This is a genomic window from Staphylococcus sp. LKG4-2, from assembly GCF_050955665.1.
Taxonomy (GTDB): Bacteria; Bacillota; Bacilli; order Staphylococcales; family Staphylococcaceae; genus Staphylococcus; species Staphylococcus saprophyticus.
In genome coordinates this window covers 1,373,253-1,399,788 of record NZ_CP194532.1, presented here as the reverse complement: position 1 = coordinate 1,399,788, position 26,536 = coordinate 1,373,253, and the positions used below count along the sequence as shown (strand labels likewise).

The 26,536-nt window shown below is 33.1% G+C and carries 26 protein-coding genes, 1 pseudogene and 2 other annotated features; of the genes and pseudogenes, 2 read left to right on the top strand and 25 right to left on the bottom strand.

Features of this window, described 5'->3' with window-relative positions; translation table 11 throughout:
- Positions 1-6 precede the first annotated feature (6 nt).
- The 16 genes from recJ to ACM6UH_RS06845 form a co-directional block, all read right to left on the bottom strand.
- The gene (gene recJ, locus ACM6UH_RS06920; protein ID WP_048787235.1) at positions 7-2,286 is read right to left on the bottom strand and encodes a single-stranded-DNA-specific exonuclease RecJ; all 2,280 of its coding nucleotides are present in this window, start codon (positions 2,284-2,286) and stop codon (positions 7-9) included.
- A gap of 181 nt (positions 2,287-2,467) precedes the next feature.
- Positions 2,468-4,744 (bottom strand): protein translocase subunit SecDF, encoded by a 2,277-nt coding sequence (gene secDF / locus ACM6UH_RS06915; protein ID WP_047503968.1) that lies wholly within the window; start codon positions 4,742-4,744, stop codon positions 2,468-2,470.
- Between the two features lie 381 nt (positions 4,745-5,125).
- Positions 5,126-5,386 (bottom strand): preprotein translocase subunit YajC, encoded by a 261-nt coding sequence (yajC, locus tag ACM6UH_RS06910; protein ID WP_011302951.1) that lies wholly within the window; start codon positions 5,384-5,386, stop codon positions 5,126-5,128.
- Between the two features lie 15 nt (positions 5,387-5,401).
- Positions 5,402-6,547, bottom strand: a complete 1,146-nt coding sequence (gene tgt / locus ACM6UH_RS06905) for a tRNA guanosine(34) transglycosylase Tgt (protein WP_011302950.1) — start codon at positions 6,545-6,547, stop codon at positions 5,402-5,404.
- 20 nt (positions 6,548-6,567) lie between these two features.
- A complete protein-coding gene (gene queA, locus ACM6UH_RS06900) occupies positions 6,568-7,593 on the bottom strand; it encodes a tRNA preQ1(34) S-adenosylmethionine ribosyltransferase-isomerase QueA (protein ID WP_047503971.1) in 1,026 nt (341 codons plus the stop codon).
- Between the two features lie 2 nt (positions 7,594-7,595).
- Entirely contained in the window at positions 7,596-8,600 is a 1,005-nt protein-coding gene (ruvB, locus tag ACM6UH_RS06895; RefSeq protein ID WP_047503974.1) for a Holliday junction branch migration DNA helicase RuvB, read from the bottom strand.
- Positions 8,601-8,633: 33 nt separating this feature from the next.
- Complete coding sequence (gene ruvA / locus ACM6UH_RS06890; protein ID WP_433911945.1) at positions 8,634-9,236, bottom strand: Holliday junction branch migration protein RuvA; 603 nt, start codon at positions 9,234-9,236, stop codon at positions 8,634-8,636.
- A gap of 12 nt (positions 9,237-9,248) precedes the next feature.
- The gene (locus ACM6UH_RS06885; protein ID WP_011302947.1) at positions 9,249-9,704 is read right to left on the bottom strand and encodes an ACT domain-containing protein; all 456 of its coding nucleotides are present in this window, start codon (positions 9,702-9,704) and stop codon (positions 9,249-9,251) included.
- 11 nt (positions 9,705-9,715) lie between these two features.
- Complete coding sequence (obgE, locus tag ACM6UH_RS06880) at positions 9,716-11,011, bottom strand: GTPase ObgE (RefSeq protein WP_047503980.1); 1,296 nt, start codon at positions 11,009-11,011, stop codon at positions 9,716-9,718.
- Positions 11,012-11,142: 131 nt separating this feature from the next.
- Positions 11,143-11,427: a 50S ribosomal protein L27 gene (rpmA, locus tag ACM6UH_RS06875; RefSeq protein ID WP_002483091.1), complete on the bottom strand. Its 285-nt coding sequence runs from the start codon at positions 11,425-11,427 to the stop codon at positions 11,143-11,145.
- A gap of 11 nt (positions 11,428-11,438) precedes the next feature.
- Positions 11,439-11,759 (bottom strand): ribosomal-processing cysteine protease Prp, encoded by a 321-nt coding sequence (locus ACM6UH_RS06870; protein ID WP_011302945.1) that lies wholly within the window; start codon positions 11,757-11,759, stop codon positions 11,439-11,441.
- Positions 11,760-11,761: 2 nt separating this feature from the next.
- Positions 11,762-12,070: a 50S ribosomal protein L21 gene (gene rplU / locus ACM6UH_RS06865; protein WP_011302944.1), complete on the bottom strand. Its 309-nt coding sequence runs from the start codon at positions 12,068-12,070 to the stop codon at positions 11,762-11,764.
- Positions 12,071-12,083: 13 nt separating this feature from the next.
- Positions 12,084-12,157, bottom strand: a sequence feature (ribosomal protein L21 leader region).
- 35 nt (positions 12,158-12,192) lie between these two features.
- Positions 12,193-12,711, bottom strand: coding sequence for a rod shape-determining protein MreD (mreD, locus tag ACM6UH_RS06860; RefSeq protein ID WP_011302943.1), 519 nt, complete (start codon positions 12,709-12,711; stop codon positions 12,193-12,195).
- A complete protein-coding gene (gene mreC / locus ACM6UH_RS06855; RefSeq protein WP_011302942.1) occupies positions 12,711-13,553 on the bottom strand; it encodes a rod shape-determining protein MreC in 843 nt (280 codons plus the stop codon). The genes mreD and mreC overlap by 1 nt, the downstream gene beginning before the upstream one ends.
- Before the next feature lie 390 nt (positions 13,554-13,943).
- Entirely contained in the window at positions 13,944-14,102 is a 159-nt protein-coding gene (locus ACM6UH_RS06850) for a hypothetical protein (protein WP_002483086.1), read from the bottom strand.
- A gap of 70 nt (positions 14,103-14,172) precedes the next feature.
- The gene (locus ACM6UH_RS06845) at positions 14,173-14,631 is read right to left on the bottom strand and encodes a DUF4930 family protein (protein ID WP_011302941.1); all 459 of its coding nucleotides are present in this window, start codon (positions 14,629-14,631) and stop codon (positions 14,173-14,175) included.
- 149 nt (positions 14,632-14,780) lie between these two features.
- On the opposite strand from ACM6UH_RS06845, the gene ACM6UH_RS06840 reads away from it, so the two are divergent.
- The gene (locus ACM6UH_RS06840) at positions 14,781-14,960 is read left to right on the top strand and encodes a hypothetical protein (RefSeq protein ID WP_011302940.1); all 180 of its coding nucleotides are present in this window, start codon (positions 14,781-14,783) and stop codon (positions 14,958-14,960) included.
- A gap of 356 nt (positions 14,961-15,316) precedes the next feature.
- Here ACM6UH_RS06840 and ACM6UH_RS06835 read toward each other — a convergent pair whose 3' ends face one another.
- The 6 genes from ACM6UH_RS06835 to ACM6UH_RS06810 form a co-directional block, all read right to left on the bottom strand.
- A complete protein-coding gene (locus tag ACM6UH_RS06835) occupies positions 15,317-15,598 on the bottom strand; it encodes a hypothetical protein (protein WP_047503983.1) in 282 nt (93 codons plus the stop codon).
- A gap of 76 nt (positions 15,599-15,674) precedes the next feature.
- Entirely contained in the window at positions 15,675-16,355 is a 681-nt protein-coding gene (radC, locus tag ACM6UH_RS06830) for a RadC family protein (protein WP_011302938.1), read from the bottom strand.
- Positions 16,352-17,062 (bottom strand): prepilin peptidase, encoded by a 711-nt coding sequence (locus tag ACM6UH_RS06825; protein ID WP_011302937.1) that lies wholly within the window; start codon positions 17,060-17,062, stop codon positions 16,352-16,354. The genes radC and ACM6UH_RS06825 overlap by 4 nt, the downstream gene beginning before the upstream one ends.
- Before the next feature lie 231 nt (positions 17,063-17,293).
- A complete protein-coding gene (locus ACM6UH_RS06820) occupies positions 17,294-18,112 on the bottom strand; it encodes a squalene/phytoene synthase family protein (protein WP_041784797.1) in 819 nt (272 codons plus the stop codon).
- Between the two features lie 382 nt (positions 18,113-18,494).
- Positions 18,495-19,769 (bottom strand): bifunctional folylpolyglutamate synthase/dihydrofolate synthase, encoded by a 1,275-nt coding sequence (locus tag ACM6UH_RS06815; protein ID WP_048787236.1) that lies wholly within the window; start codon positions 19,767-19,769, stop codon positions 18,495-18,497.
- 11 nt (positions 19,770-19,780) lie between these two features.
- Positions 19,781-22,411 (bottom strand): valine--tRNA ligase, encoded by a 2,631-nt coding sequence (locus ACM6UH_RS06810; RefSeq protein ID WP_048787237.1) that lies wholly within the window; start codon positions 22,409-22,411, stop codon positions 19,781-19,783.
- A gap of 42 nt (positions 22,412-22,453) precedes the next feature.
- Positions 22,454-22,696 (bottom strand) — a binding site (T-box leader).
- 58 nt (positions 22,697-22,754) lie between these two features.
- Between ACM6UH_RS06810 and ACM6UH_RS06805 the strand changes: the two genes are divergently transcribed.
- Positions 22,755-23,321 (top strand): DNA-3-methyladenine glycosylase I, encoded by a 567-nt coding sequence (locus tag ACM6UH_RS06805; RefSeq protein ID WP_047503997.1) that lies wholly within the window; start codon positions 22,755-22,757, stop codon positions 23,319-23,321.
- 201 nt (positions 23,322-23,522) lie between these two features.
- Here ACM6UH_RS06805 and ACM6UH_RS06800 read toward each other — a convergent pair.
- The 3 genes and pseudogenes from ACM6UH_RS06800 to hemL form a co-directional block, all read right to left on the bottom strand.
- Positions 23,523-23,930, bottom strand: a pseudogene (locus ACM6UH_RS06800) (MFS transporter); the annotation flags it as partial.
- Between the two features lie 148 nt (positions 23,931-24,078).
- Positions 24,079-25,149, bottom strand: coding sequence for an AbrB family transcriptional regulator (locus tag ACM6UH_RS06795; protein WP_047504298.1), 1,071 nt, complete (start codon positions 25,147-25,149; stop codon positions 24,079-24,081).
- A 91-nt stretch (positions 25,150-25,240) separates the two neighbouring features.
- On the bottom strand, positions 25,241-26,524 hold the full coding sequence (hemL, locus tag ACM6UH_RS06790) for a glutamate-1-semialdehyde 2,1-aminomutase (RefSeq protein WP_002483076.1): 1,284 nt from the start codon (positions 26,522-26,524) through the stop codon (positions 25,241-25,243).
- Positions 26,525-26,536: the final 12 nt, after the last annotated feature.

Below are 26,536 nucleotides of genomic sequence, written 5' to 3'. Positions count from 1 at the left end.
TTCCTCCTATTTATCTACCAGTTCAGTTTTAATCCATTTTTTTAAATTAGCGAAATCATCATAGAGAAGCACTTTTTCAACTTCTATTCTATCTAGTCTGCCTTGATAGTATTTACTAGATTCTATTTCTCTCTTTGTTGAAACACTATTCATTTTAATTATACCATTTTCATCTTTTATAAACTCTAAATCAAGAAAAACTTTTAGAATGAATTTAAGCATACTTGGTTGTATATTTAAAAATTGGCATAATTGCATGCCTTCTTTAGCTAAATCTGTTTCTTTTTTAGTTGCCAATGCTTTAAAGCATTTTTTGAATGTTTCCATTTTGGGCATACCTTCAAAATAAATTGAGCGTTCGTGATTAAGCACCAAGTATATTTGAGAAACATCAACTGTTTTAAGTGTTGTTTTTATAGCTTGAATTGAAGGTGGTAAATCTCTAAATACATATTTATCATATGATTGGTCAATTGTATCACCATAGTAGTAATAATTATCATCTAATTTTTCACTCTTGTTATGAATGAGATATGCAACGTTACTTGAGTCTTGTTCAAATCCACTCACTTTACTTTTGCTTCTATAATCTAAAATTTGTAAATTATTACTTGCTAAATCTTGAATCATAAATTGTGGAGATTGAAATCCGTTCCATTCATTTATTTGAAGTGTACCTATTACATTTATAGGTTGCTGTTCTCCTAGTTCTTTCACAAGATGACCATTCTGCCAAAAAATAGCTTGCAATTGGCTATCACCTAATACCATTTTCAAATGTTTTTTATCTTGGCCAATGGCTTTAGCTTGATTGACTATGACGCCTTCTAATTCAAAACATGGGCTTGAAAAGTCAGTACCAAATGGTCTAAGTCTTTGAATATCTTGAATATTCTTGATTGTTATATCTGTTTCTGCTACTTTAACATCCACTTTTTTACGCGGTTCTAGTGATGTTGTTGATGCTAATTGTGCCATCCAATCATTTAAGCCTTGTCTTAAACTTTCGATATTTTCAATTGGCATTGTGATTCCAGCAGCCATATGATGCCCACCAAATTTTGAAATTAAATCTGAATGTGCATTTAAAATTTCAAACATTGAGACTTGTTCTATACTGCGTGCAGAACCTTTCGCATGATCTTGTGCTTCATCAATATTTAAAATCAATGTTGGTAAGCTATATGTTTCTACTATCTTAGATGCAACAATGCCAAGTACACCTTCATGCCAATCTGCCTGTGCTAAAAGTAAAAACTTTGTCCCTTGTTTGACTTGATCCTCAGCAGCAGCTAATGCTTCTTCTGTAATTTGGGCAACGATATCTTTTCGTTCTTGATTAAAGAATTCAACTTGTTCTGCTAAAAATTCTGCTTCTTCATCATTATCAGTCATCAATAACTCAGCAGCTAATGCTGCATCTTCGAGTCTACCTACCGCATTCAATCTTGGGCCAATAATAAATCCGATCGTTTCTTCCGTAATTACATCATTATAACCCGCTTGTTTAAGTATTGCCTTAATTGATGCTGGACAATGATCGTTTAGTATTTCTAAACCTTTTTGGACTAAAGCTCTGTTTTCATCAGTTAATGATACCAAATCGGCAACCGTTCCAATAGCAACTAATCCAAGAAAATAAGCTGGCGGTTCATCTAATAAATTTTGCGCTAATTTATATGCAACACCAGCACCACATAAATATTTAAAGGGATAGTCAAACTCAGGATGCATTGGATGGACAATAGCAAACGCACTAGGCATTGTTCTACCAATTTCATGATGATCTGTAACAATAACATCGACACCTAAATCTTGAATCATCTGTATTTCATCATGACCTTGTATACCATTATCTACTGTTATTATTAAGGAAATACCTTCCTCATGTGCATTTTTAAAAGCCATTTCATTGGGACCGTAGCCTTCTGAAAATCGATTGGGTATATACCAAGCAACATGTGCGCCTAATGCTTTTAATGTTTCTACTAATATTGTTGTTGATGTTACACCATCTGCATCGTAGTCACCATAAACTAATATTTTTTGATTTTGATCGATGGCTAAATTAATACGTTCTATGGCTTTTTCCATATCGCTCATCAACCAAGCATCATGCATAACTTGTTTATTTTTTAATAATTGATCTATCGCTGCTTTATCGGTAATTTCTTTACTCTCTAATATTTTTTTTACAATAGGAGTTAGTTTTAAATCTAATGAAACATCCTCTGTAATTTCATTTTCTGGTGATTTAACGTCCCAAGTATATTTTGATTTAATCATACTATTCTCCCTCATTTCCACAAGTCATTATACAAAAGAAATCCAAAAATAAAAAGTGGTTCCATTTAAAAATAAAAATCAAGTGCCTGAACAAAGATATAGTTACTACTTTGATAAAGAAAAACGACCTTCTACAATTTATGCAGAAAGCCGTTTCACTATAATTTCAATGACTGATTGTTTATACTAAAATCTTTTCATCATTTGATTTTTTCTCTTTATGAACAATGATTTTGTTATTGTCTGATTTCTTAAGCTGTCGTTTCTTCATAATACCCCATAGCGGTACTGCAATAAATACAGATGAGAATACGCCTGAAATTAATCCAATTAATAAAGCTAATGAGAAGTTAAAGATACTTGGCGCACCGAAAATCAACAATGCAATTACAACAATAAGTACAGTTAGTACAGTATTAATAGAACGTGTCATTGTTTGACGTATAGATCTATTAACAATGTCATCAATTTGTTCATTTTTAGTAATCACTTTTACTTTGTGTAAGTTTTCCCGTACCCTATCGAATGTAACAATCGTATCATTGATAGAATAACCAATTATTGTAAGAACTGCTGCGATAAACGTAATATCGATTTCTATTCTAAATAGACTGAAGACGGCAACTATCATAAAGGCATCATGTAGCAATGCAAGTACAGATGACAGACCCATTCGCCATTCGAATCTAAATGTAATATAAATGATGATACCAATCGCTGCGTAAATGAGTGCTAACATTGCATTTTTAGCTAATTCTTGTCCTATAACTGGTGATACAGTGTTCACAGTCGGTTTATTACCAAATGATTGGTCTACCGTATCTTGAATTTTAGAAACTTCGTCTTTAGACAAGTCATGCTTAAATTGTACTGTTGCGTTTTTATCATTTTCACCAAGAGAAACTTGATCCGGTTTAAAGCCTTTACTTTCTAAAGTATTTGTAACTTTATTCTCGTCGACTTTATTATTAGATTCAAAATCAACTCGAGTACCACTTGTAAAATCAATACCTAAATTTAATCTGAAAATAAATAATATGATAGCACCCACAACAATAATAAGCACGCTTAAACCTAATAAAGGTTTTGCTAATTTCATAAAATCAATGCGCTCGTATGGTGTTTTCAAGTCATGTATTTCTTTTTCTTCATTAGCGTTATGGATATTTTTCTTACTAACACCAAATAGCCATTTGGATTTCTTAAAGAAATTAGATGATATTAATAACGATAATAACCATCTTGATAAGAATACTGCCGTTACGAAAATCATTAGGATACCTAATAATAACATCGTTGCGAAACCTTTAACAGAACTTTCACCAAAGAAGAATAACACTGCTGCTGCAATGACTGTAGTCAGCTGTGCATCGACAATAGTTAAGAAAGAGCTCTTATTAGCTTTTTTATAGGCTTGTTTAAGCGTTCGCCCAATCTTCAATTCATCTTTGATCCGCTCATACATTATAATATTAGCATCGACTGCCATACCTACACCAAGTACTAACGCAGCTAATCCTGGCAATGTTAATACACCAGAAATAAAGTTAAACGCTATTAATGTTAAATAAATGTAAGTTGTTAAAGCGATAACTGCAACTAATCCCGGTAAACGATAGAAACCTAACATAAATAGGTAAATAACAGCAATACCAATTGCAGCCGCTAATACAGTTTTATCTAAAGCGTCTTGACCAAATTGTGCACCTACAGAATTTGAGTATATTTCTTTAAGGTCTACTGGTAATGAACCAGAATTTAATAAATCAGCGATTTGTTTTGCTTTCTCTACGCCTTCTTCACCATTGAAACCACCAGAAATTTCCACACTATCTGAGTTAATCGGTTTGTCTACAGACGCTGCAGAAACGTATTTAGGATCTTTTTTATCCATTTCTTTATGGTAAGTATCACCTTTTTCATGATCTAACCATACAACCATGACATTTTCATCTTTTTTAGAAATTTCTTCAGTTACTTTTTTAAATTTATCGCTATCTTTTAATTTAAAAGTAACTGCTGGTTGATTTGTATTTTGCTTGAATTCTTGTTTAGCTGACCCTTGTTGAATATCTTTACCTGTCAGTTTGACATTGTCATCAGCATCACGAATCGTTAAATTCGCTTGTGAAGATAAGATATCGCGGGCTTGAGATTGATTTTTCACACCTGCTAGCTGCACACGAATTCTATTATTATCTTCGACTTGTATTTTAGGCTCTGAAACCCCTAAGACATTGACACGGTTTTCAAGCGTCTTAGCTGTCGCTTTTACCGCTTTATCATCTATCTTATCGCCTTTTTGTAAAGGATCAACTTGATACAAGACTTCAAATCCACCTTGTAGGTCTAATCCAAGATTGACATCTTTAACTACGTTCTTATATGTAAGTCCCATGCCTGCAAACAACAGAACTACAAGTAATATGAACGCAACTATTCTACTACTTTTCTTCACTTGAACACCTCATTGTAAGCTTATGTTTTAAGAATACTCGATTAAATTATATTAATGCAAGTTTAATGAAACTAGAAAATTTTACTCAACAACCTTATATATCTTAACATATTACAACGAGTGTAAAAACTAACTCAACTAAATTAACCTTGTATATTTCATTGTAACGATAGCAAAGCCCAGTTTTGACTAACATTCGTATAATGTTAAATATATGGTATTACATTAAATTATAACACTCTATAGCGTTAAAGGTCTTACTTGTCATTATAACTAGCTGAAGGTAACCTAATAACCAACATCATCTTATTATATATTAGATTAATTTGATTAAAAGATATAAAAAAAGAACTGATATAAACATATCAGTTCTAACATTTATTATGAAGGATCAACTTGTTTAATAGCTGGTTTTTCTAAAGTGATTTCAGTACCATTACCATTTAAAGTTAATACAACTGTTGTTTCGTCAACACTACGAACCGTACCTTTGATACCGCCGATTGTTGTAACACGTTGACCTGAGCTTACTTGACTAATCATTTCACGATGCTCTTTAGCCTTTTTTTGTTGTGGTCTAATTAAGAAGAACCACATTAATACTAATAATAATATTGGTAATATCAATGAAGTAAATTGCATTATTTTTTCTCCCTTTTAAAAGTTTTTTGGGTTTTCAACATTAAGTCCATACTGTTCAAAGAATTCTTCTTTAAAATCTAGAAGGCGATCTTCACGAATTGCTTGTCGGATATTTTCCATTAATTTCAGCAAGAAATGTAAATTATGATAAGTAGTAAGACGTATTCCAAAAGTTTCTTCTGCTTTTATTAAATGTCTTATGTATGCCCTACTATAATTTTTACAAGTATAGCAATCGCAATTATCATCAAGTGGTCCCAAATCTTCAGCGTATTTGGCATTTTTAATGATTACACGACCATGAGAAGTCATACAAGTACCATTACGCGCTATACGTGTTGGTAATACACAGTCAAACATATCCATGCCTCTAATACTACATTCTATTAATGCGTCAGGCGAGCCAACGCCCATTAAATAACGTGGTTTATCTTTGGGCATAAATTGTTCCGTATGGTGTACCATATCGTACATCACTGGTTTAGGTTCTCCTACAGACAATCCGCCAATCGCATATCCAGGAAAATCTAAAGCTACTAACTCCTCAGCGCTTTGCTTTCTAAGATCTTTATATTCTCCACCTTGTATGATACCAAACAAGGCTTGATCCTCTGGTCTCGAATGTGCTTTAAGACAGCGTTCTGCCCATCTTGTTGTTCTTTCAATCGAGTCTTTCACATATTTATATTCAGCTGGCATAGGTGGACATTCATCAAATGCCATCATGATATCTGAACCTAAGTCATTTTGAATCTGCATAGATTTTTCAGGACTTAAAAATAGTTTAGATCCATTTGTATGATGGCGAAATTCTACACCTTCCTCAGTAATCTTTCTTAAATTACTTAAACTAAATACTTGGAAACCACCAGAATCTGTCAGTATTGGACCATTCCAGTTCATGAACTGATGTAACCCCCCACTCTTTCTGATAATATCATTTCCCGGTTGTAACCACAAATGATATGTATTACCTAGTATAATCTTAGTTTCCATTTGATGTAATTCTTCTGGACTCATTGTTTTTACGGTTGCTTTCGTTCCAACAGGCATAAACATTGGTGTTTCAAACGAACCATGAGGTGTATGAACGATACCTAGTCTTGCACCTGATTGTTTACAAGTTTTAATATGCTCATATGTAACAGCTGGCGTTGGCATATAAAATCCCCTTTCATTCCCTAAATAATTAACATTGCATCTCCAAAACTAAAAAATCTATATTCTGAAGCTACAGCGTGATTGTAAGCATTAATGATATAATCTCTAGAACTAAAAGCAGACACAAGCATAACGAGTGTTGATTTTGGTAAGTGGAAATTGGTAATTAATCCGTCAATTGCTTTAAAATTAAATCCAGGGAAGATAAAAATATCTGTCCATCCACTTTTAGCGACAAATCTATCACTTGATTGCATAATTGTTTCTAAAGTTCTTGTAGAAGTCGTACCAACAGAAATAATTCGATTACCATTGTCTCTTGTACTATTTAAAAGGTTTGCTGTAGCTTCATCCATTTGATAATATTCACTATGCATTTCATGATCATCGATATTATCTACACTAACTGGTCTAAATGTTCCTAGACCTACATGTAATGTAATAAAAGCTATATTTACACCTTGAGCTTTAATACGTTCTAACAATTCATCTGTGAAATGCAATCCTGCAGTGGGTGCTGCTGCCGATCCTGATGCTTTAGCATATACAGTTTGATAACGTTCTTGATCATCTAACCGTTCTTTAATATATGGTGGCAATGGCATTTCACCTAGCTCATCCAAACGCTCTTGAAGGATACCATCATAGTGCAATCGCATGATACGACCACCTTGATCCAGTTCTTCAATGCATTCGGCTATGATTTTCCCTTCACCAAAGGTCAATTTGTTACCAACCTTAATTCTTTTAGCTGGTTTTAATAATACTTCCCAATCATTGCCTTCGATTTGAGTAAGCATTAACATTTCTACCTTAGCACCTGTTTCTTCTTTCATTCCAAATAAACGTGCTGGCATAACCCTTGTATCATTTAATACAAGTGTATCCCCTTCATTAAGGTAATCTGTGACATCTTTAAAATGTTTATGTTCAATATTACCAGATTGTCTGCCAAGAATTAGCAATCTACTTTCATCTCTGTTCTTCAGAGGTGTTTGTGCAATTAATGCTTCAGGCAAGTGATAATCAAATGCTTCAATATCCAAACTTATTCCTTCTTTCTATTCTTCTTGCTAAAATGTTCAAATGCATAAGGTGTCGCTTTTCTACCTCTTGGTGTACGTTCTATAAATCCTTTTTGAATTAAAAATGGCTCGTAAACATCTTCGATAGTTACACGTTCTTCACCAATCGAAACTGCAATCGTATCTAAGCCAACAGGGCCACCTTTATATTGTTCTAAAATACAATTCATCATTTTATGATCAATATAATCTAAACCTTCATCATCAACTTGAAGTAATTGTAATGAAGCTCTTGTTGTGGCAATACTTATTAATTCATCTTCGTTGACTTGTTGGAAATCACGCACGCGTTTCAACAACCTATTTGCTACTCTTGGTGTACCACGACTACGTTTAGCTAACTCAATTGCACTTTCGTCGTCAATGGAGGTACCTAAAACTTCTGCCGTACGTACGATGATTTCTTTTAATTCAAGCTCTTGGTAATACTCAAGTCTTAAATGTACACCAAATCTATCTCGTAATGGTGCAGTTAAGCTACCAGCTCTTGTTGTGGCACCAATTAGCGTGAAAGGCGGTAAGTCAATTCTAATACTCCGTGCTTCCTCACCTTTACCAATGACAATATCTAAAAAGAAATCCTCCATCGCCGGATACAATACTTCTTCAACAACGCTACTCAATCTATGAATTTCATCTATAAATAGCACATCTCCAGGTTGTAAACTTGAAAGAATTGCAGCCAAATCACCCGGCCGTTCTATAGAAGGGCCTGAAATGATTCTGATATTTACTTCCATTTCATTGGCTATAATATTTGATAATGTTGTTTTACCTAAACCAGGGGGACCAAATAATAAAACATGATCTAACGGTTCTTGTCGCATTTTGGCAGCTTTAATAAACACTTCTAAATTTGACTTAATCGTAGATTGTCCAATATATTGGCGTAGTTTCGTTGGTCTTAAAGATAACTCAAATGAAGATTCTTCATCATGCATAGATTGATCAACCATTCTATCATCCATTTTTTTACCCCCTTTTTAAATATAATTGTATATTTATGCTATAAGTAATTGTAAGCCTCGTTTAACCGCATCGTCTACTGAGTCAAATGTTTCTTTACTCAATGATTTTTCAACTTTTGTTAATTCTCGTTTAGAGTACCCTAAAGCTTCTAGAGCAAGCAAAGCTTCTTTAATAATCGGTGCATTAGCGTGGTCCTGAGTATCCATATTTAAAATTTGGCCACTGTCTACATCATTAATTTGGACCTTGCCTTTAAGATCCAATACAATTTGTCTCGCTGTTTTTTTGCCTATGCCAGGAAATTTTGTTAAGTAAGCATCATTTTCATTTTCAATTGCTATTTTGACATCGTTTGGTGAACTACTTGCGAGTATAGCCAATGCTGATTTAGGTCCGATGCCAGTTACCTTAATTAGGCTTAAAAACACATCTTTTTCTTCTTGATTTATAAAACCGTAAAGCAATTGTGCATCTTCTCGCACGATAAGTGATGTATGTACAACCACTTCATGGTCCATGTATTTCTGAAAACGATAAGAATTTGGCGTTTGTATTTCATAACCAACACCTGAAGCCTCAACAACTACGTGTGTAGGGTTTAATTCAGTTAATGTGCCTTTAATATATGCGTACATGAATACACTTCCTTATATAGTCATACTAATTAATTCCACTTTAGAAACATGATCAACGATTCTTAATGCTTCCATTACATCATCAATCTCTAAATCGGTACTTGTAGCATCCAATGAAAGTGTGATGGTTGCTCTACCTTCCATCGGTATACTTTGATGAATTGTCAAGATAGATAAATCTAAATTCGATAATGTATTCAGTACTTCTGCTAACATGCCTACAATATCATTTACGTATAATATCAACGTAAACTCTCTTGTTGATTCGATTTTTTCATCAATTGGAAATATCGTATCTCTGTATTTATAGAATGCACTTCTTGATAAATCAAATTGCTTAACAGCTTCAAATATGGACAGTGATGGATCATTTTTTAAGACTTCTTTTATCTTTAAAGTTTTCACAACAGATTCAGGTAATACATCCTCACGAATTAAGTAAAACTTTTTGTAATCTTTTTTGTCCATATTATGCACTCCTATTCAACAAATTCAAATTCTCCACCTAAAATTCTCACGATATCACCATTTCTACAACCACGTGCTCTTAAAGCATCATCAATACCCATTGAGCGCATTTGACGTGCGAAACGACGTACTGCTGGATCACTATTGAAATCAGTCATCTTGAACATTCTTTCAATTGCCTTACCACTAACAACGTATGCAGCATCATCATCTCTAGTAATAGTGAATTTATCTTGACTAGGCGTATGTTTATAAACAACTCTATTCACACCTAAATCTTCTTCCTCATCTTTACTGAAGTCAATGTCTTTAACTGCTTCTAATTTATCAGCAATCGCATAAAGTAATTCATCTATGTGGTCATGCTTAAATGTAGAAAGCGGTATAATGTGTACTGAATCGTCGTTTATTTCTTCTTTGAATAAAGCTAAATTATCTTCTGCATTCGGCATATCCATCTTATTTGCTACCACTATTTGTGGTCTTTCTTCTAAACGATGTTCATATGCGCTTAATTCTTCGTTAATTACTTTATAATCTTCATAGGGATCTCGTCCTTCAGAACCACTCATATCTATCATATGTACGATTACTTTAGTACGTTCAACATGTTTTAAAAATTGATGCCCTAATCCAACACCTTCGGAAGCACCTTCAATCAGACCTGGTAAGTCAGCCATAACAAAGCTTCTTTGATCTTTAGTAGATACTACACCTAAATTTGGTTTAATTGTAGTAAAGTGGTATGCTCCAATTTTAGGTTTAGCTTTAGAAACGATAGATAACAATGTTGATTTACCGACACTCGGAAAACCTACAAGTCCAACATCCGCAAGTAATTTCAACTCTAAGGTTACTTCAATTTCCTCGCCAGGTTCTCCGTTTTCACTAAAATCAGGCGCAGGGTTTCTTGGTGACGCAAATCGAGAGTTTCCGCGTCCTCCACGTCCCCCCTTAGCTACAACGGCACGTTGGCCATTTTCAACTAAATCTGCTAATACTTCTTCAGAATCTGCACTTTTAATAATAGTGCCTGGTGGTACCTTCAAGACAAGGGGTTCAGCGTTTTTACCGTGCATATTGCTGCTTTGACCACCGTCACCTCTTTTAGCTTTGAAATGTGTTTGGTATCTAAAATCCAATAAAGTTCGTAAGCCTTCATCAACTTCAAATATAATAGACGCGCCATCTCCACCGTCACCACCGGCTGGCCCACCAAATGGTACATATTTTTCTCTGCGATAAGCTGTAATACCATTACCACCATCGCCTGCTTTAAGCGATATTTTAACTTGATCAACAAACATGATTTCACCTCTTTTTTTCAAATTTTAAACTTCTATATCTTTTTTATTATATCATTATCTCATTAACTAGAAAATAAAGACAAAAAATAAACACCAGAAGTGATCACTTCTGGTGTTAACGATGACAAAAATTACTCAGCTGCTGCGTATACAGAAACTTGTTTTTTGTCGCGACCTTTGCGTTCAAATTTAACAACGCCGTCGATTTTAGCGAATAATGTATCGTCGCCACCACGACCTACATTTTCACCAGGATAAATTTTAGTACCACGTTGGCGGAATAAAATAGAACCACCTGTAACGTATTGACCATCAGCACGTTTAGCTCCTAAACGTTTTGATTCTGAGTCACGACCGTTTTTTGTAGAACCAAGTCCTTTTTTAGATGAGAAAAATTGTAAGTTTAATTTTAACATATTCTTGCACCTCACTTATAATTTAGTCTAATATTTTCTTTATATTCCTCTTCAATTGTTTGCAATGATACGAGCATTGCTTGAAGAATTAATTGCGCTTGTTCATTTGTAGTGTCTACACTTCTAACGTGGAAATATCCACCGTCATCATTGTAATCAATGTCGGGCTTCTCACTTGTTAATCCCATTATAGCATTAACACTTCCGAAGAGAACTGCGGATGCACCTGCACAAACTATATCATGTCCATATTCGCCATGTTCTGCATGACCATCCATGATAACATCAGTTACTTGACCGGCATCGTTCAATGTAACATCAACAGTAATCATAATTACGCGTTGATTTTGTCGATTGTTAATTTAGTGTAAGGTTGACGATGACCTTTTTTACGTTTTGAGTCTTTACGACGTTTGTATGTGAATACAGTGATTTTTTTACCGCGACCTTGTTTTTGTACTGTAGCAGTAACTGAAGCACCTTCAACAGTTGGCGCACCAACTTTAACTGCATCTCCACCTACAAATAATACTTTGTCAAAAGTAAATGAATCACCTTCGTTAACATCTAATTTCTCAACGAAGATTTCTTGTCCTTCTTCAACTTTAACTTGTTTTCCACCTGTTTCAATAATAGCAAACATACTTTGCACCTCCTAATAATTTAAGTCACGCCAAACTCAGGTGACATACATGTACTTTAACCTGAATCCGAGCGGTTGTATGTAGCTAAAAACTACTCAACTACTGCATTTTAGCATTACGATTACTTACTGTCAATCTTCATTTGTACTTTTCTGAAGAATTTAGTAATAATTGGATATAGTATCACTAATAAAATGAAATTTAATATTAGTGTTGGTATTAGTCTGAAAACAATAAAGTCTATAAAATTAAATGCAATTAAACCTAATATACTATAAATGATTGCAACGTATATTTCTAAGAATATCGTACTTAACCAAACCGTAATAAATAGCATCGTGTTATCTCTATAAAACGTTTTAAAGAAAAAGTCCATGATGACAACAAATAAAATGAAGCCAAATAAATATAATCCGTAAAAACTACCGAAATAAAGGTCCGTTACTATTCCAAATACAGCAGCTAAAATCATAGCAACACCAAAGCTTCTGTAAACACAAATTAATAGTAAATACATAAGCGTCAAATGAGGTACAAAAACAATGTCCTTATCCCCTATTTGCATTGGAATGACTAACCCAATAACTGTGTCAATATAGAATAAAACTATACCGATTAGAAAGTAGTATAAAGCTCGCATTAATTATCCCCACTTCCATCGTCAGGTATCGTCTTAGGATCTCTTTTAGCTACATAAACATGGTTTAAGTCTGATAAATTAGCTGCCGTTTTAACTCGAACCTCTTTCGATAGCCCATACTCATCATTTTCAACTTTAGATACTTCTCCTATGTAAATACTGCTAGGTAGTTGATCCGCTAAACCACTCGTAACAACTTTATCTCCTTTTTTAATGCTATCTTTGTTATTAATATCAGTAATTACTAATTCTTCACTTTTCGAATCATAATGATCAATTAAACCAAAGACATTTTTACTATCGTGTTGGATATTTACTGATAATCGATTGGCACGTGTATTGGTTGAAATCAAATCAACCTGAGATGAAAATTGATTAACTTTAGAAATACGACCAACTAAGCCTTCTGATGTCATGACAGCCATATTATTTTGAATGCCATCTTTAGACCCTTGATTAATGATTAATGTATTCATCCACTGATCTGGATTCCTAGATAAAACCGTACTAGAGATGGGTTCAAACTTAGATATATCTTCAATATCCAATTCTTTTTTATACTTTTTATTTTCACTTTCTAATCTTTCATTTTCAGCTTCTAATTGCTTCAATTTTTTCGATTGCTCTTTTGAACCATCGTTTGAAAATAGATTATTAATTGATCCAGTCACAAATTGCACAGGATAACTTACCGCTTTTTGTCCAAACGCTACAGAATCCCCTACGTATTGTTCTACCGGTGATTGCGATTGCGAACGTAAAGACACGCCTATTAAGGCAATAAACACAATGATTGCACACAAAATAACAATCAATTTGTTGTTTTTAAAAAACTTTGACAACCTAAACACCTCTATTACACGACTATTTTATGTTCTTCTATCATTTTATATTACTCATAGTTTGAAATAAAGCATGAACCTCAATAATTTTCAAATCAGTTCTTTTTGTTTAGGTATTCTACAAATACAAACTTTAACAAACTACTTTTAATTAATATATAAGAGAACGATACATTGTATTATAACAATTTTCAACGTGAATAGTGTATTAAAATGATCCATATTAAATAAATAAAGTGCTAAGACGTATTATCTATATAAAACATAGTATAGTTACCCACCCATTGTTCAAATCTGAAACTACAATTCAAACAAATAAAAGTCGTTACATTATAATAAAATAAGCCTGAAACGTTTTGGTTTCAGACTTAATTACCTATGAACTAAATATTATGATTTATCTTCTTCTGAAGTTTCAGTGTTAGCGTTCTTTTCGGCTTCTTTTTCATCTTCTTTATATAATGTTTCTTCTTTTCTCCAACGTGCAAATAGATTTTGTGCTTTAGCTTGCTCATCTACTTTTTTATCATTAGATTTTTCTTCACTCATAATTAGACACCAACCTTTAACGTTTTTACTTATATAAGGCTAACGCATTTTAGCATAGAATTCAAACGCCTTACTCGTAGCTTGAAGGTGGTAATAGTTCTATATGTTCACCCAGTTGGTTTAAATCTTGCTCCATCTCTATTTCTGTTCTATATACTCTGATTGAATCTGAGCCAAATTTATAAATAATAAATTCATCTCCGCGCTGACCAGCTAAATAATCATCACTGTATCCCATCCTGTATATGCCAGATACAGACATGAATTCTTTTTTATCTATCCAATCAAAAACATTTTTAGTTTGGCTGAGTGGCACGTTATTCAATATATCATTATCTTTAACAGTATAACGTTGACCTCCAGCTAAATCTTTTTTCGTTTGCGTATGGTTTACAGATGGTTCATCGTTACTAACTGGATTCCATTGTTGGTCTTTTAAAAAAGGTGCATATTTAAGCGCAAAGAATACAATAATAACGATTGCTATAATTGCTACAATATTTTTAATGATGCTAAATATAAAACGCATGAACCATCCTCCTATTAAGTCATGTTAAATTATAAAATTTTACCCATAAAAAATCATCAGTCTGAAGTAGTATTTAAAAAGTTCCCCATAGACTGATGAATAGTCATTCAATTCATAGTACAATTAAAAGCAAAGGGAGTGAACATAGAATGAATATTTTATCTATAATCCTGCTTGCCCTCTTGGTTATACTATTATTTAGAGTAGGTTTATCTTTATTAAGAGTTTTAATATATATTGGAATCATTGTATTATGTATCTACTTAGGATATCAAGGAATTCTTTGGATCATGGATCATTTTAACTACTATTTCAACTTTATAAATTAAATTAATATTTATGAAATTGGAAAACAGTGAATAGATTCATTTGAGTAAGATGCATGTGAATAATCTGAGCCTGAGGCATGAATAGATGCCTCAGGCTTTTTTAATGCATAGTGATAAACATCTCTACGTTATAAAACTGTTTTTAACTCAAAATTAGCGATGGTTTTGCATGCGCTTTAGTTTATAGATGAACCGTAACATTGTCATCCATTCTTGAATTGGAGCATGAAATGATTAATCGAAATTTTGATTTTAGCTTTCTACATCAAATTATTTTTATAATGCATTCATGGTTAAAATTTAATCATACTTAATTCAGTCATACATCAACTATTACTATATTTAAGAGAAACAACTTATTTTTTTACATTATTAGAAAGTATTTGATAAACATAATAACACGCGCTTAATAATAATGCCCATACGATTGATACAATGATTGCACTGATAACAGTATGCCATATCTCAATTTTCGCATGATTAAAGACAATAAATAAAATGGTTACTATTAAAACACTAATGATCGAGATGACAATTGTATTTATTGTCCGTTTCAAATTAATAGCTACTTTCTTTTTTGTCAGTTGCATTAAATATACAAATGGAATTAATAGCCCAATTAAAAATAAAATCCCCAAACATTCTCCCTCCTTAGTTAACTATTTCATTATACCTCATCTATTTTATAACAAAAAATTGAAATTAGACATTCTATTATATGTCAAAGTAACCTTCTTCAACCATACTTAAATATGTATGATCACCAATAATGACATGATCTAATAATTGTATGCCTAATATATCTCCACATTCTCGTAATCTATCTGTAGTTTTAATATCCTCTAGTGATGGTGTAGTATCGCCTGAAGGATGGTTATGAAGGACAATAATTGCATTACTTGCACATTTAACTGCTTCACTGTAGATTTCTCGAGGATGCACAATAGCACTATTCAATGTCCCCATAAAAATTGTTTTTTGCTTGATAATGATATTCTTAGAATTTAAAAATAACGCTATAAATTTTTCTTGAGTTAAATGTTCCATTTTCCCCATCATAAAGTCTGCTGCATCTTTAGGGTTATTGATTTGAATTTTATCATCAACACTTCCAGAATGCATTCGTTCACCTAATTCAAAAGCAGCTTTTAAAGTGAGTGCTTTGTATAGTCCAACACCTTTGATTTTATTTAAATCATTAATTGATAGATGCTTTAATTCTTTTAAATTCACAATAGATTTAAGTAATTCATTCGCAATATCTAAACTAGAATATCCTTTTCTACCAGTATTAATTAAAATTGCTAGTAATTCAGCATGTGATAGATGAGAGGCACCATAATTTAACATACGCTCCCTGGGTTTTTGATGATTTGCGAGATCATTTATTTTCATAAGAACTTCACTCCGTAGCTTATACTTTGTTGGAATATGATTGTGAGATTAAATGCAAAAAAGATAAAAGGAATCAGTGGTACACACTGTTTGGTATTTCTAAAAAATATGAAATGAAATAACGCAAATACGCCACCGATAATAAAAGTAAATAAAAAAAGGTATCTAAATAAAGAAAACGGCAGTGCTAATGCTAATACAGAGAAGACAAGAATGTCTCCGTATCCAATTGATTTATTACAAAAGAAATATATTAAATGAAGTAAACTACTTACGAGTAAAAAAGAAATGAAGTGTATCGGTACTATAACACAAATACAAAATGTAAAAATAAACAGCATATGTAAGGGGATTGAAAAGGTAGCAATATCATAAAGTGCAAGCACAAGTAAGAATAAATAAATGAGTAAAAAAGTGGAATAATCTATGTTTAATAAAGTGTTATATTGTAGTACAAAAAATACTGGTAATAAAGCAAGACTTTCACCAACGAAATAACAACGATTGAGTTGTTTATTACAACATGTCGTTTTACCTCTTTGAAATAAAAAGCTAAATATCGGGATCATTTCATAAATTCGAAGTTGTCGATAACAATAATCGCAATGCGAACGTAATTTAAAGTAAGTCAAATCAAGCTTCTCTACAAAACTTAACTGATATAAATAACTAAATAAAATAGGGCAAATTAAAAACAATAGAAACACTTAAGCACCTCCTATCACCCATTATAACATGATTTATTTATTAAATAACAAAATTAACAAAAACAGATAATATTAATATAATCTTAAATTTAAATTTATTTTTTGTTCTGAAATGAAAGTTATAATTAGCAATAGTTTGTATATACTCACTAAAATAAAGAAACAGCAATCAAATATAAATTTGATTGCTGTTTCTTTATTAATTCTAACTGAGACATTTTTAATGCATCATTAATCTTTTTGTATTTCTTCAACTGTTTCTTCTACTTCAGAACGTGATATTTTTTCACGTCCATTTTGCATCGCTTTAAGCGATTTATGTGCAAGTGCCAATGGTAAGCGACAAAATAATAATATTGTCTTTTTATTAATGTCTTTCATATAAGCATCAGCTTTAGCTAAATTATCTTCAGCATATTCGAACAAGTCATCTCTGTCCCAATCATCTGGAACAAAACTTACGCCTCGTTCTTCATAATCTTCATGTTGATTTCTCAGAATATTTACAGCTTGTAAACCTCGACCATATCCTATAGCTAAATCTCGGTCTGTTTTAACGCCAGCGCAAAGATCCCAAAGTTGTGAAAGCATCACACCAACAAGTCCTGCAACATAATATGTATAGTCATCTAAATCCGCTTTAGTATGGATATCCCAATTGGCTTTCGCCCATTTTGCCATACCATACGCCATCTCACTTGAAGCCTCTAATACAACAGCTCTCGTATGTTCTGGACAAGCATCTATCCATTCGCCTAATCGTATTGTAACTTCAGGCATGTCATTTTTAACAGGCGCTAAAATTTGTAAATATTTATCCTCGTCGAATGTTTCCTTAAATAATTCACTTATTTGCATGAGCGTATTGTATTTCATATCGTTACTTAATGCTTCATGGTCTTCAATTTCATCTATTGCTCGTAATACGAGATACGCAGAAGCTACCGTATGCTTTAATTCTTTTTCTAAAAAAGTAATCGGTATATAAAAAGTTCGGCTTGTCTCTTTTAAAACTCGCATTGCATCTTTTGGGAATTTCTTGTCTGCCATTTTATTCTCATACCTCCCCTTCGTAAATACTATCATATAACACCAAATTTAAATAGGAAATATATGTTTCATTTTTAGACGAAATTCAATACGCTTAGCGCCCGTTTACTACGTTGAATTTCTATCATAAATACATATTTTCTTCATAATAATATATTACCTCACACGTATATCATTGAAACTAAAACAACAACAGGCTGAAACATCAATGATGTCTCAGCCTGTTAATCTTAAAGTTACGCTTCACTAAAGAACTTTAACATTAGTAAACCATATAGAATTTTAGTAGCACTTACGAATAAGTTTCAGTTTAGGTAGTATTAAACTCAAGCTCATATAACTAGACATATTGCTATACTTTAAAATATGCATCATTTATGTCCTAATTGCTCTCATTAAAATTCACTTTAGATTTTACTTCGCTAATAAAGTATAAACTGCCAGTAATGATTAAACCTTCACCCTCATAAGTTTCTATAAACTTAACATAATCATCAACAAGTGCTTTTTGATCGTATCTGACGTCTTCAAAAATCTCTTCTTTTGTTAAGGCTTTCGGGAAATCAAAATCAGTAATATAGAATGTCGATGCAATCGTTTTAAGTTGATCTACCATGGCATTGATGGGCTTTCCTTTAATTGCTGAAAACAAGATATCTATATTTTCTATGTTGTAATATTGCTTAATTGTGCTAATTAACGCTTCTACGCTTTCTACATTATGCGCTCCATCCATAATCATTAAAGGCTGATCTTTTACTTGTTCAATTCTACCAGTCCAACTTACGGATTCTATACCATCTATCATTTTATTGAAATCTAAATCAACGATACCATCTTCATTTAATTCAATTAATGCCGTAATCGCTAGAGCTGCATTTTCTTTTTGATGTTCACCGACCATATTCAGAAGTAGTGTTTCTAATTCATAATCTTTATAGCGATAAGTAAATTCTTCATCTTCTGAAATAATACTAATATCGCGATCTAATTCGATGCCTTCAGCCTCTTGTTGCTCAACATAATCTCTAATCACTTTAAGTGCTTCATCGTTTTTCACGGCATAAATAACAGGTGTATTAGGTTTAATGATAGCGCCTTTGTCTTTCGCGATATCTACATAAGTATCACCTAAAAGGTCTGTATGATCTAACCCAATACTTGTAAGGATTGATAATATTGGTTTAAATACATTAGTCGAATCATTTTTAATACCTAATCCTGCTTCGACTATAACAAAATCTACTGGATGAATTTCTCCAAAATATAAAAACATCATTGTTGTTATAATTTCAAATTCGGTAGCAGTGCCAAGTTCTGTTTCTATTTCTAATGCTTCACTGACGGGTTTGACGTGTTGAACGAGTGCAACAATCTCATCATCACTTATTGGATTCCCATTTAAACTAATGCGTTCATTGAAGGTCTCGATAAATGGTGAAGTGAATGTGCCCACTTCATATCCGTTATCAACAAGTGCTGATCTCAAATATGAAACGGTCGATCCTTTACCATTTGTACCACCTACATGAATACCATTTATATTAAATTGTGGATTATTCAAGCGCTCTAGCATCCATTCCATGCGTTTGACGCCTGGCTTTATACCAAACTTAGTTCGCTCGTGTATCCAATATAAGCTATCTAGGTAATTCATCTTAAGGACTCCTATGCTTTTAATTGATTAATTCGTAATTTAACACCATCATATTTCTCTTGATAGGTTTGCTTTTTCTCACGTTCTTCATTAATCACTTTTTCAGGTGCTTTATTGACGAAGTTTTCATTTGCTAATTTTTTATTTACTCGATCTAGCTCTTTTTCCCATTTTAAAAGTTCATTTTCTAAACGTGCAATCTCTTTATCCATATCAATCAAACCTTCTAATGGAAGTACAACTTCACCGGCTGTCGTTACAGATGTCATTGCTTTTTCAGGAATTTCAATTGTTGTATCAATCGTTAATACACTTGGATGACAAAATCTATCTATATAATTTGAATTATTCAACAATGTTTCTTTAATATTTTCATCTTTTGCTTTAATGAAAATTGGAATCGCCTTAGATAAAGGTGTATCCACTTCTAAGCGTGACTGTCTCACAGATTTTATAATTTCAACGAGTTGCTGCATTGTTTCTTTACTGTCATCAAAAACAAGCGCTTCGTTTACTTTTGGCCAAGCAGCTTTAACAATTGTTTCACCTTCGTGAGGTAAATTTTGCCAAATTTGTTCAGTCACAAATGGCATGAATGGGTGTAGCATTCTCATCGTATTATCTAGTACATAAGTAAGTACAGAGCGCGTGATTTGTTTCTGTGCTTCGTCTTCACCATTCATTGGTATCTTACTCATTTCAATATACCAATCACAGAATTCATCCCATATGAAATTATATAACGTTCTGCCTACTTCACCAAACTCATATTTATCACTTAATTCCGTTACATTCTCAATTGTTTCGTTTAAGCGAGTTAAAATCCACTTGTCAGCAAGTGATAAATCACCTGATAAGTCAACTTGTTCTACCGTAAAGTCTTCACCAATATTCATAATACTGAATCTCGCAGCATTCCAAATTTTGTTAATAAAATTCCATATAGACTCCACTTTTTCAGTAGAATAACGTAAATCATGACCTGGTGACGATCCTGTGGCTAAGAAATAGCGTAAACTATCAGCGCCATATTCATCAATAACATCCATTGGGTCAACACCATTACCGAGCGATTTACTCATCTTACGGCCATCTTCCGCACGAACCAATCCATGTAATAATACATCATTGAACGGACGTTTTCCAGTAAATTCTAATCCTTGGAAAATCATTCTAGCTACCCAGAAAAAGATAATATCATAACCAGTCACTAAAGCATTTGTTGGGAAATAACGTTGGAAGTCATCTGCTTCGACATCAGGCCAGCCTAGTGTAGAAAACGGCCATAAAGCACTGGAGAACCAAGTATCCAAGACATCTTCATCTTGTACCCAGTTTTCAATATCTTCTGGTTCATGCTCACCTACAAATATTTCACCAGTTTCCTTATGGTACCATGCTGGAATTTGATGCCCCCACCAAAGTTGTCTAGATATTGTCCAATCTCGAATTTCTTCCATCCATCGATTAAATGTTTTTTCAAAACGGGCTGGAACAAAATCGATTCTGTCGTCTGTTTTTTGGTTATTTAATGCTTGTTCAGCAAGTGGTTTCATCTTAACGAACCATTGTGTAGATAAATAAGGTTCTACGACTGCACCAGAACGTTCAGAATGACCAACTGAATGTTCATGCTCTTCAATTTTAATGACTAGGTTTTCCGCTTCTAAATCTTTTACTAATTGTTCACGACAATCAAAACGATCCATGCCTTGGTATTTATCAGCTTTGTCATTCATCTTACCTGATTCATCCATGACAATAATACGCTCTAAATCATGTCGATTACCTATTTCAAAATCATTTGGGTCATGCGCAGGTGTAACTTTCATCGCACCACTACCAAATTCAATATCTACATATTCATCAGCCAATATTGGTAATTCTCTACCTACAATAGGTAAAATAACTGTTTTACCTATTACGTCTTTATAACGTTCATCATTCGGGTTAACCACAATTGCAGTGTCACCTAACATCGTTTCTGGACGCGTCGTTGCAATTTCAATATAACCATTACCATCTGCATAAGGATATTTAAAATGGTAAAATTTGCCTTGCACATCTTCATGTATAACTTCAATATCAGATAAAGCCGTGCGCGCAATAGGATCCCAATTAATAATATATTCGCCACGATAAATCAAACCTTTATTGTACATATCAACGAATACTTTTTTAACTGCTTTACTTAAACCTTCATCCAATGTGAATCTTTCTCTACTATAATCTAGACCAAGACCAAGTTTAGCCCATTGTTGTCTGATAAAGTTTGCATATTCCTCTTTCCAGTCCCATGCTTGCTCCAAGAATTTTTCTCTTCCTAAATCATGTCGAGATAAACCTTGTTCATTTAATTTTGCTTCTACTTTAGCTTGTGTCGCAATGCCTGCATGATCCATGCCTGGCAGATATAAGGTATCGTAACCCTGCATGCGTTTCATACGTGTCAATATATCTTGTAATGTTGTATCCCAAGCATGACCAAGATGTAATTTACCAGTTACATTTGGAGGCGGAATAACGATTGTATATGTTTCTTTAGATTGATCATCTTTTGTTTTAAAATATCCACTGTTTACCCATTGGTCATAACGTCCAGACTCAACTTCCCTTGGATTATATTTTGGTTTCATTTCCATGTGTTAAAATCCTCCTTAAAAATAAAAATATCCGCCCTATCAAAATAGGACGGATATTCCGTGGTACCACCTAAATTCAAGAAATTACAAACTAATTTCAAGCACTTAATTACATGATTAACGCTCAAGCACGCTTTAACCTATTAAACAGATATCTTCATATGATTAGTGTTCAGTTAAAGTTCAATGTGGGCTACCTTCAATAAGTTAAATTGTACATTTTCAGCATTCTTGTACTCTCTGTTAAATTCAAGCCTATTTACTCTTCCCAGTAGACAATATTTATTTACTTAATTATAGTATAATGGATGTTAAAATAAGTCAATAAAATGGAGTGAAATTTATGAACGACTGTGCATTTGGTACCAAAAATCCGATCTATTTAAAATATCATGACGAAGTATGGGGGCAACCACTATATGATAGTCTCAAATTGTTTAAACTCTTAGCACTAGAATCTCAACATGCTGGTCTTTCATGGTTAACAATATTAAAGAAAAAAGAATCCTATGAACAAGCATTTTATGATTTCGATCCTCATCAAATTGTAAAAATGACAGATAAGGATATTGATCAATTAATGACTTTCCCTAATATCGTACATAACAGAAAAAAATTAGAAGCAATTGTAAGTCAAGCAAAAGGTTACTTTGAAATTGAAAAAGACTACGGTAGTTTCAGTGATTATTTATGGTCAACTGTTGATTATGAACCCATTAATTGTGGTTACAAACAACCTAGTGACCGAATTACTGTAGATGAACGTGCAACAAAACTTTCAAAATCTTTAAAAAGTTATGGGTTCAAATTTTTAGGTCCAGTAACAGTTTTTTCATTTTTAGAGGCTGCTGGATTGTATAATGCGCATTTGCAGTCTTGTCCAAACAATCCGATTTATAACCATAACTAAATAATTAGATGATTAAAATTTGTTAAACTAAATTACTTGTAAAAGTGACTCGTATATATTCATAACCTATATGCTTATTTTTAAATAAAAAAATACTTTTCAATGATTTCATTTGTTATAAGTAAAATGAAATCATTAAAAAGTACATCGCTGTTTCATAATGTAATTAATAGATTATTTATTTTGTTGGCTTTCTGAATGCTACCATAATGAATCTTTAGGGTTTTCAACAGCTATTTTAAATTCTTTTTCATTAGAAACAGTTGGATAAGAGCCTTTTAAAGATTGTTTTGAAGTGTCTTTAAATAAAAACACGACAACTATAAGGCAAATAATACTCACTATTAACCAATAAAAGCCTGGGGCAAGGTTGTTTCCAGTTTCATGTACCAACCATGTCGCTACTAAAGGTGTCGTACCACCAAACACAGACACTGAAATGTTAAATGTCCAAGACAGTGTTCTATAACGAACATTTGAAAAGAATAGTGTCGGTAGTGTGCCTGGCATTGTGCCTTCGTAGACTGATAATACGATACCGATCATTAGTAGACCTATAAATAAGAATATTAAGTTACCCATATTTAAAAATTGGAATGAAATTAATGATAATCCCCTTAAAATGTCTGATTATTATTTTATGCATTTTGTTTTCATTAAAAAATAACCTTCTATTCATAGAAGGTTATTTGTGAACAATATTTCATTTTAAAATACCTAATCAAACTCAATAGTAAATCAATAAATTCTAATAGCTCTAAGAATGTGATCTATCTATATATTTGAGTAAATGACCTAATAAAGGTGCAATTAAGAATAAAATAAAGAATATCCTAAAAATATGATAACTCGATATCAGCGCCACATCGGCACCTGTTTCAATTGCTACTAATACGATTTGGCTCATGCCACCAGGTGCAGCACCAAGGAACAATTCATTTACAGAATGATTAGACACCATCGAAATTAGCAACACCATGATAAAGGCAAGTAATATCAAAAGTACATTTTGAAATGCAATCGCAACTGCAATTCTCCCTTTCATTTGATCTAGCAACTTAGCTATTTGTAGACCAATGCGAATCATATAGATCACCTGGGCCGACGCAATAATATAATTATCTAGAGTAAATGTTACACCTGTAATTAAATTCCAACTAATAAGTACTATAATCGGTGCTAGTAACTGTTTCGTTGGAAAATTAATCTTACTCATTATGATATAAACAATAAAAACTGCTAATGCTAAAAGTAATATTTGGGGAATTGATACTGCATCTGTCAGTACCTTCGTTGTCGCCTTTTCAAGGCTACCATTACTACCATTATCTCTGAAAAAGTAAGAAATAAATGGTACTAGAATAACTACAAAAATAATCCTTGAAGTTTGTGTCAAACTGACTACCATAATATTTGCTCTTTTATTTTCTTCCGCCATGATTAACATTTGACTTAAAGCCCCTGGAATCACACTAAGAATAGCAGTTTCCGTATTAACTTTGGCAATTTTTTTGAAAAAGAATGCTATCACTAATGCTAGGGCTAACAACATGACAGTAATCAAAATAATCGTTAACCAATCATCTTTAATATCTAATATTACATTTTTAGTGAAAGTTGAACCAATTTGAACACCTAGCAAAACCAAACCTATCTGACTAAGCCAAAATGGCCATTCAATCTCTAGACGAAAGACCCTCACACAAATCACACTTGCAATAATAGGACCAAACATGAATGGCAACAATATATGCGCTGCGTTTAATATCAAACTTAATATCACGGCGAACAGTAATACGATCATATTATTTCTTAATTGCTTATTCATGTTCTCACAACTTTCATCATTATCGTCAATCACAGTCCATCCAAATAAAATGCCCGCTCAACACATTGGTTGCTCGGGCATCATTTAAACTTTATACAATTCGACTTAATGCTGTATCAAATGCTTGTATGGTTTTGTTAATATCTTCTTCAGTATGTGAAGTAGAAAGGAACGTTCCTTCAAATTGTGAAGGTGGTAAAAATACGCCCTCTTTTGCCATTTCTCTATACATTTGGCTAAACATTTCTAAATCGCTATTGTTAGCTTGTTCAAAATTCGTTACTGGCCCTGCATTTAAGAAATATCCTATCATAGAACCAGCACGATTTACAGTGATTGGCACATTATGTTTGGCAAAAACATCTTTTAAGCCTTGCTCTAGTAAATCACCTAATTTATTGAAATAGTCATACGTTTCAGGTGTTAATTGACTTAATGTTTCGTAGCCGCTCGTCATGGCTAATGGATTACCGGATAATGTACCAGCTTGATAAATATCACCTGTTGGGGCAATTTGATCCATAATTTCTTTTTTACCTCCGAATGCACCTACTGGCAATCCACCACCGATTACTTTACCTAAGCAAGTTAAATCAGGAGTGACATCGAAGTATCCTTGTGCACAGTTATATCCTACACGGAATCCAGTCATTACCTCATCGAAAATCAATAACGAACCATACGCTGTTGTGATATCTCTTAAGCCTTGTAAAAAACCTTCAACTGGAGGTACCACACCCATGTTACCAGCTACAGGCTCAACAATTACGCCTGCGATATCGTCACCGAATTCTTCAAACGCAACTTTGATTGCATCTAAATCATTATAAGGTACTGTAATTGTGTTTTTTGCAATACCTTCTGGCACACCCGGTGAATCAGGTAATCCAAGTGTTGCTACACCAGAACCAGCTTTTATTAAAAGTGAGTCACTATGACCATGGTAACAACCTACAAATTTCACAATTTTATTTCTACCTGTATAACCACGAGCCAAGCGTAATGTATCTAACGTCGCCTCAGTACCTGAAGATACCATACGCACTTTTTCTATAGATGGTACACGTTCGATAACAAGTTCAGCTAATTTATTCTCCTGTAATGTTGAAGCACCAAAACTTGTTCCTTTGTCCACCGCTTCATGTATCTTTTCAATGACTTGTTTATTTTTGTGTCCTAAAATTAAAGGACCCCAACTTAATACATAATCGATGTATTCATTACCATCAATATCATAAATTCTTGAACCTTCACCATGATCCATAAATATGGCTGGTGTATCAACAGATTTAAATGCTCTTACTGGACTGTTTACACCACCAGGCATTAATTCTTCGGCTTTAGCCATTGCTTTTTCTGAGTTACTGTAACGCATTCACATAACCTC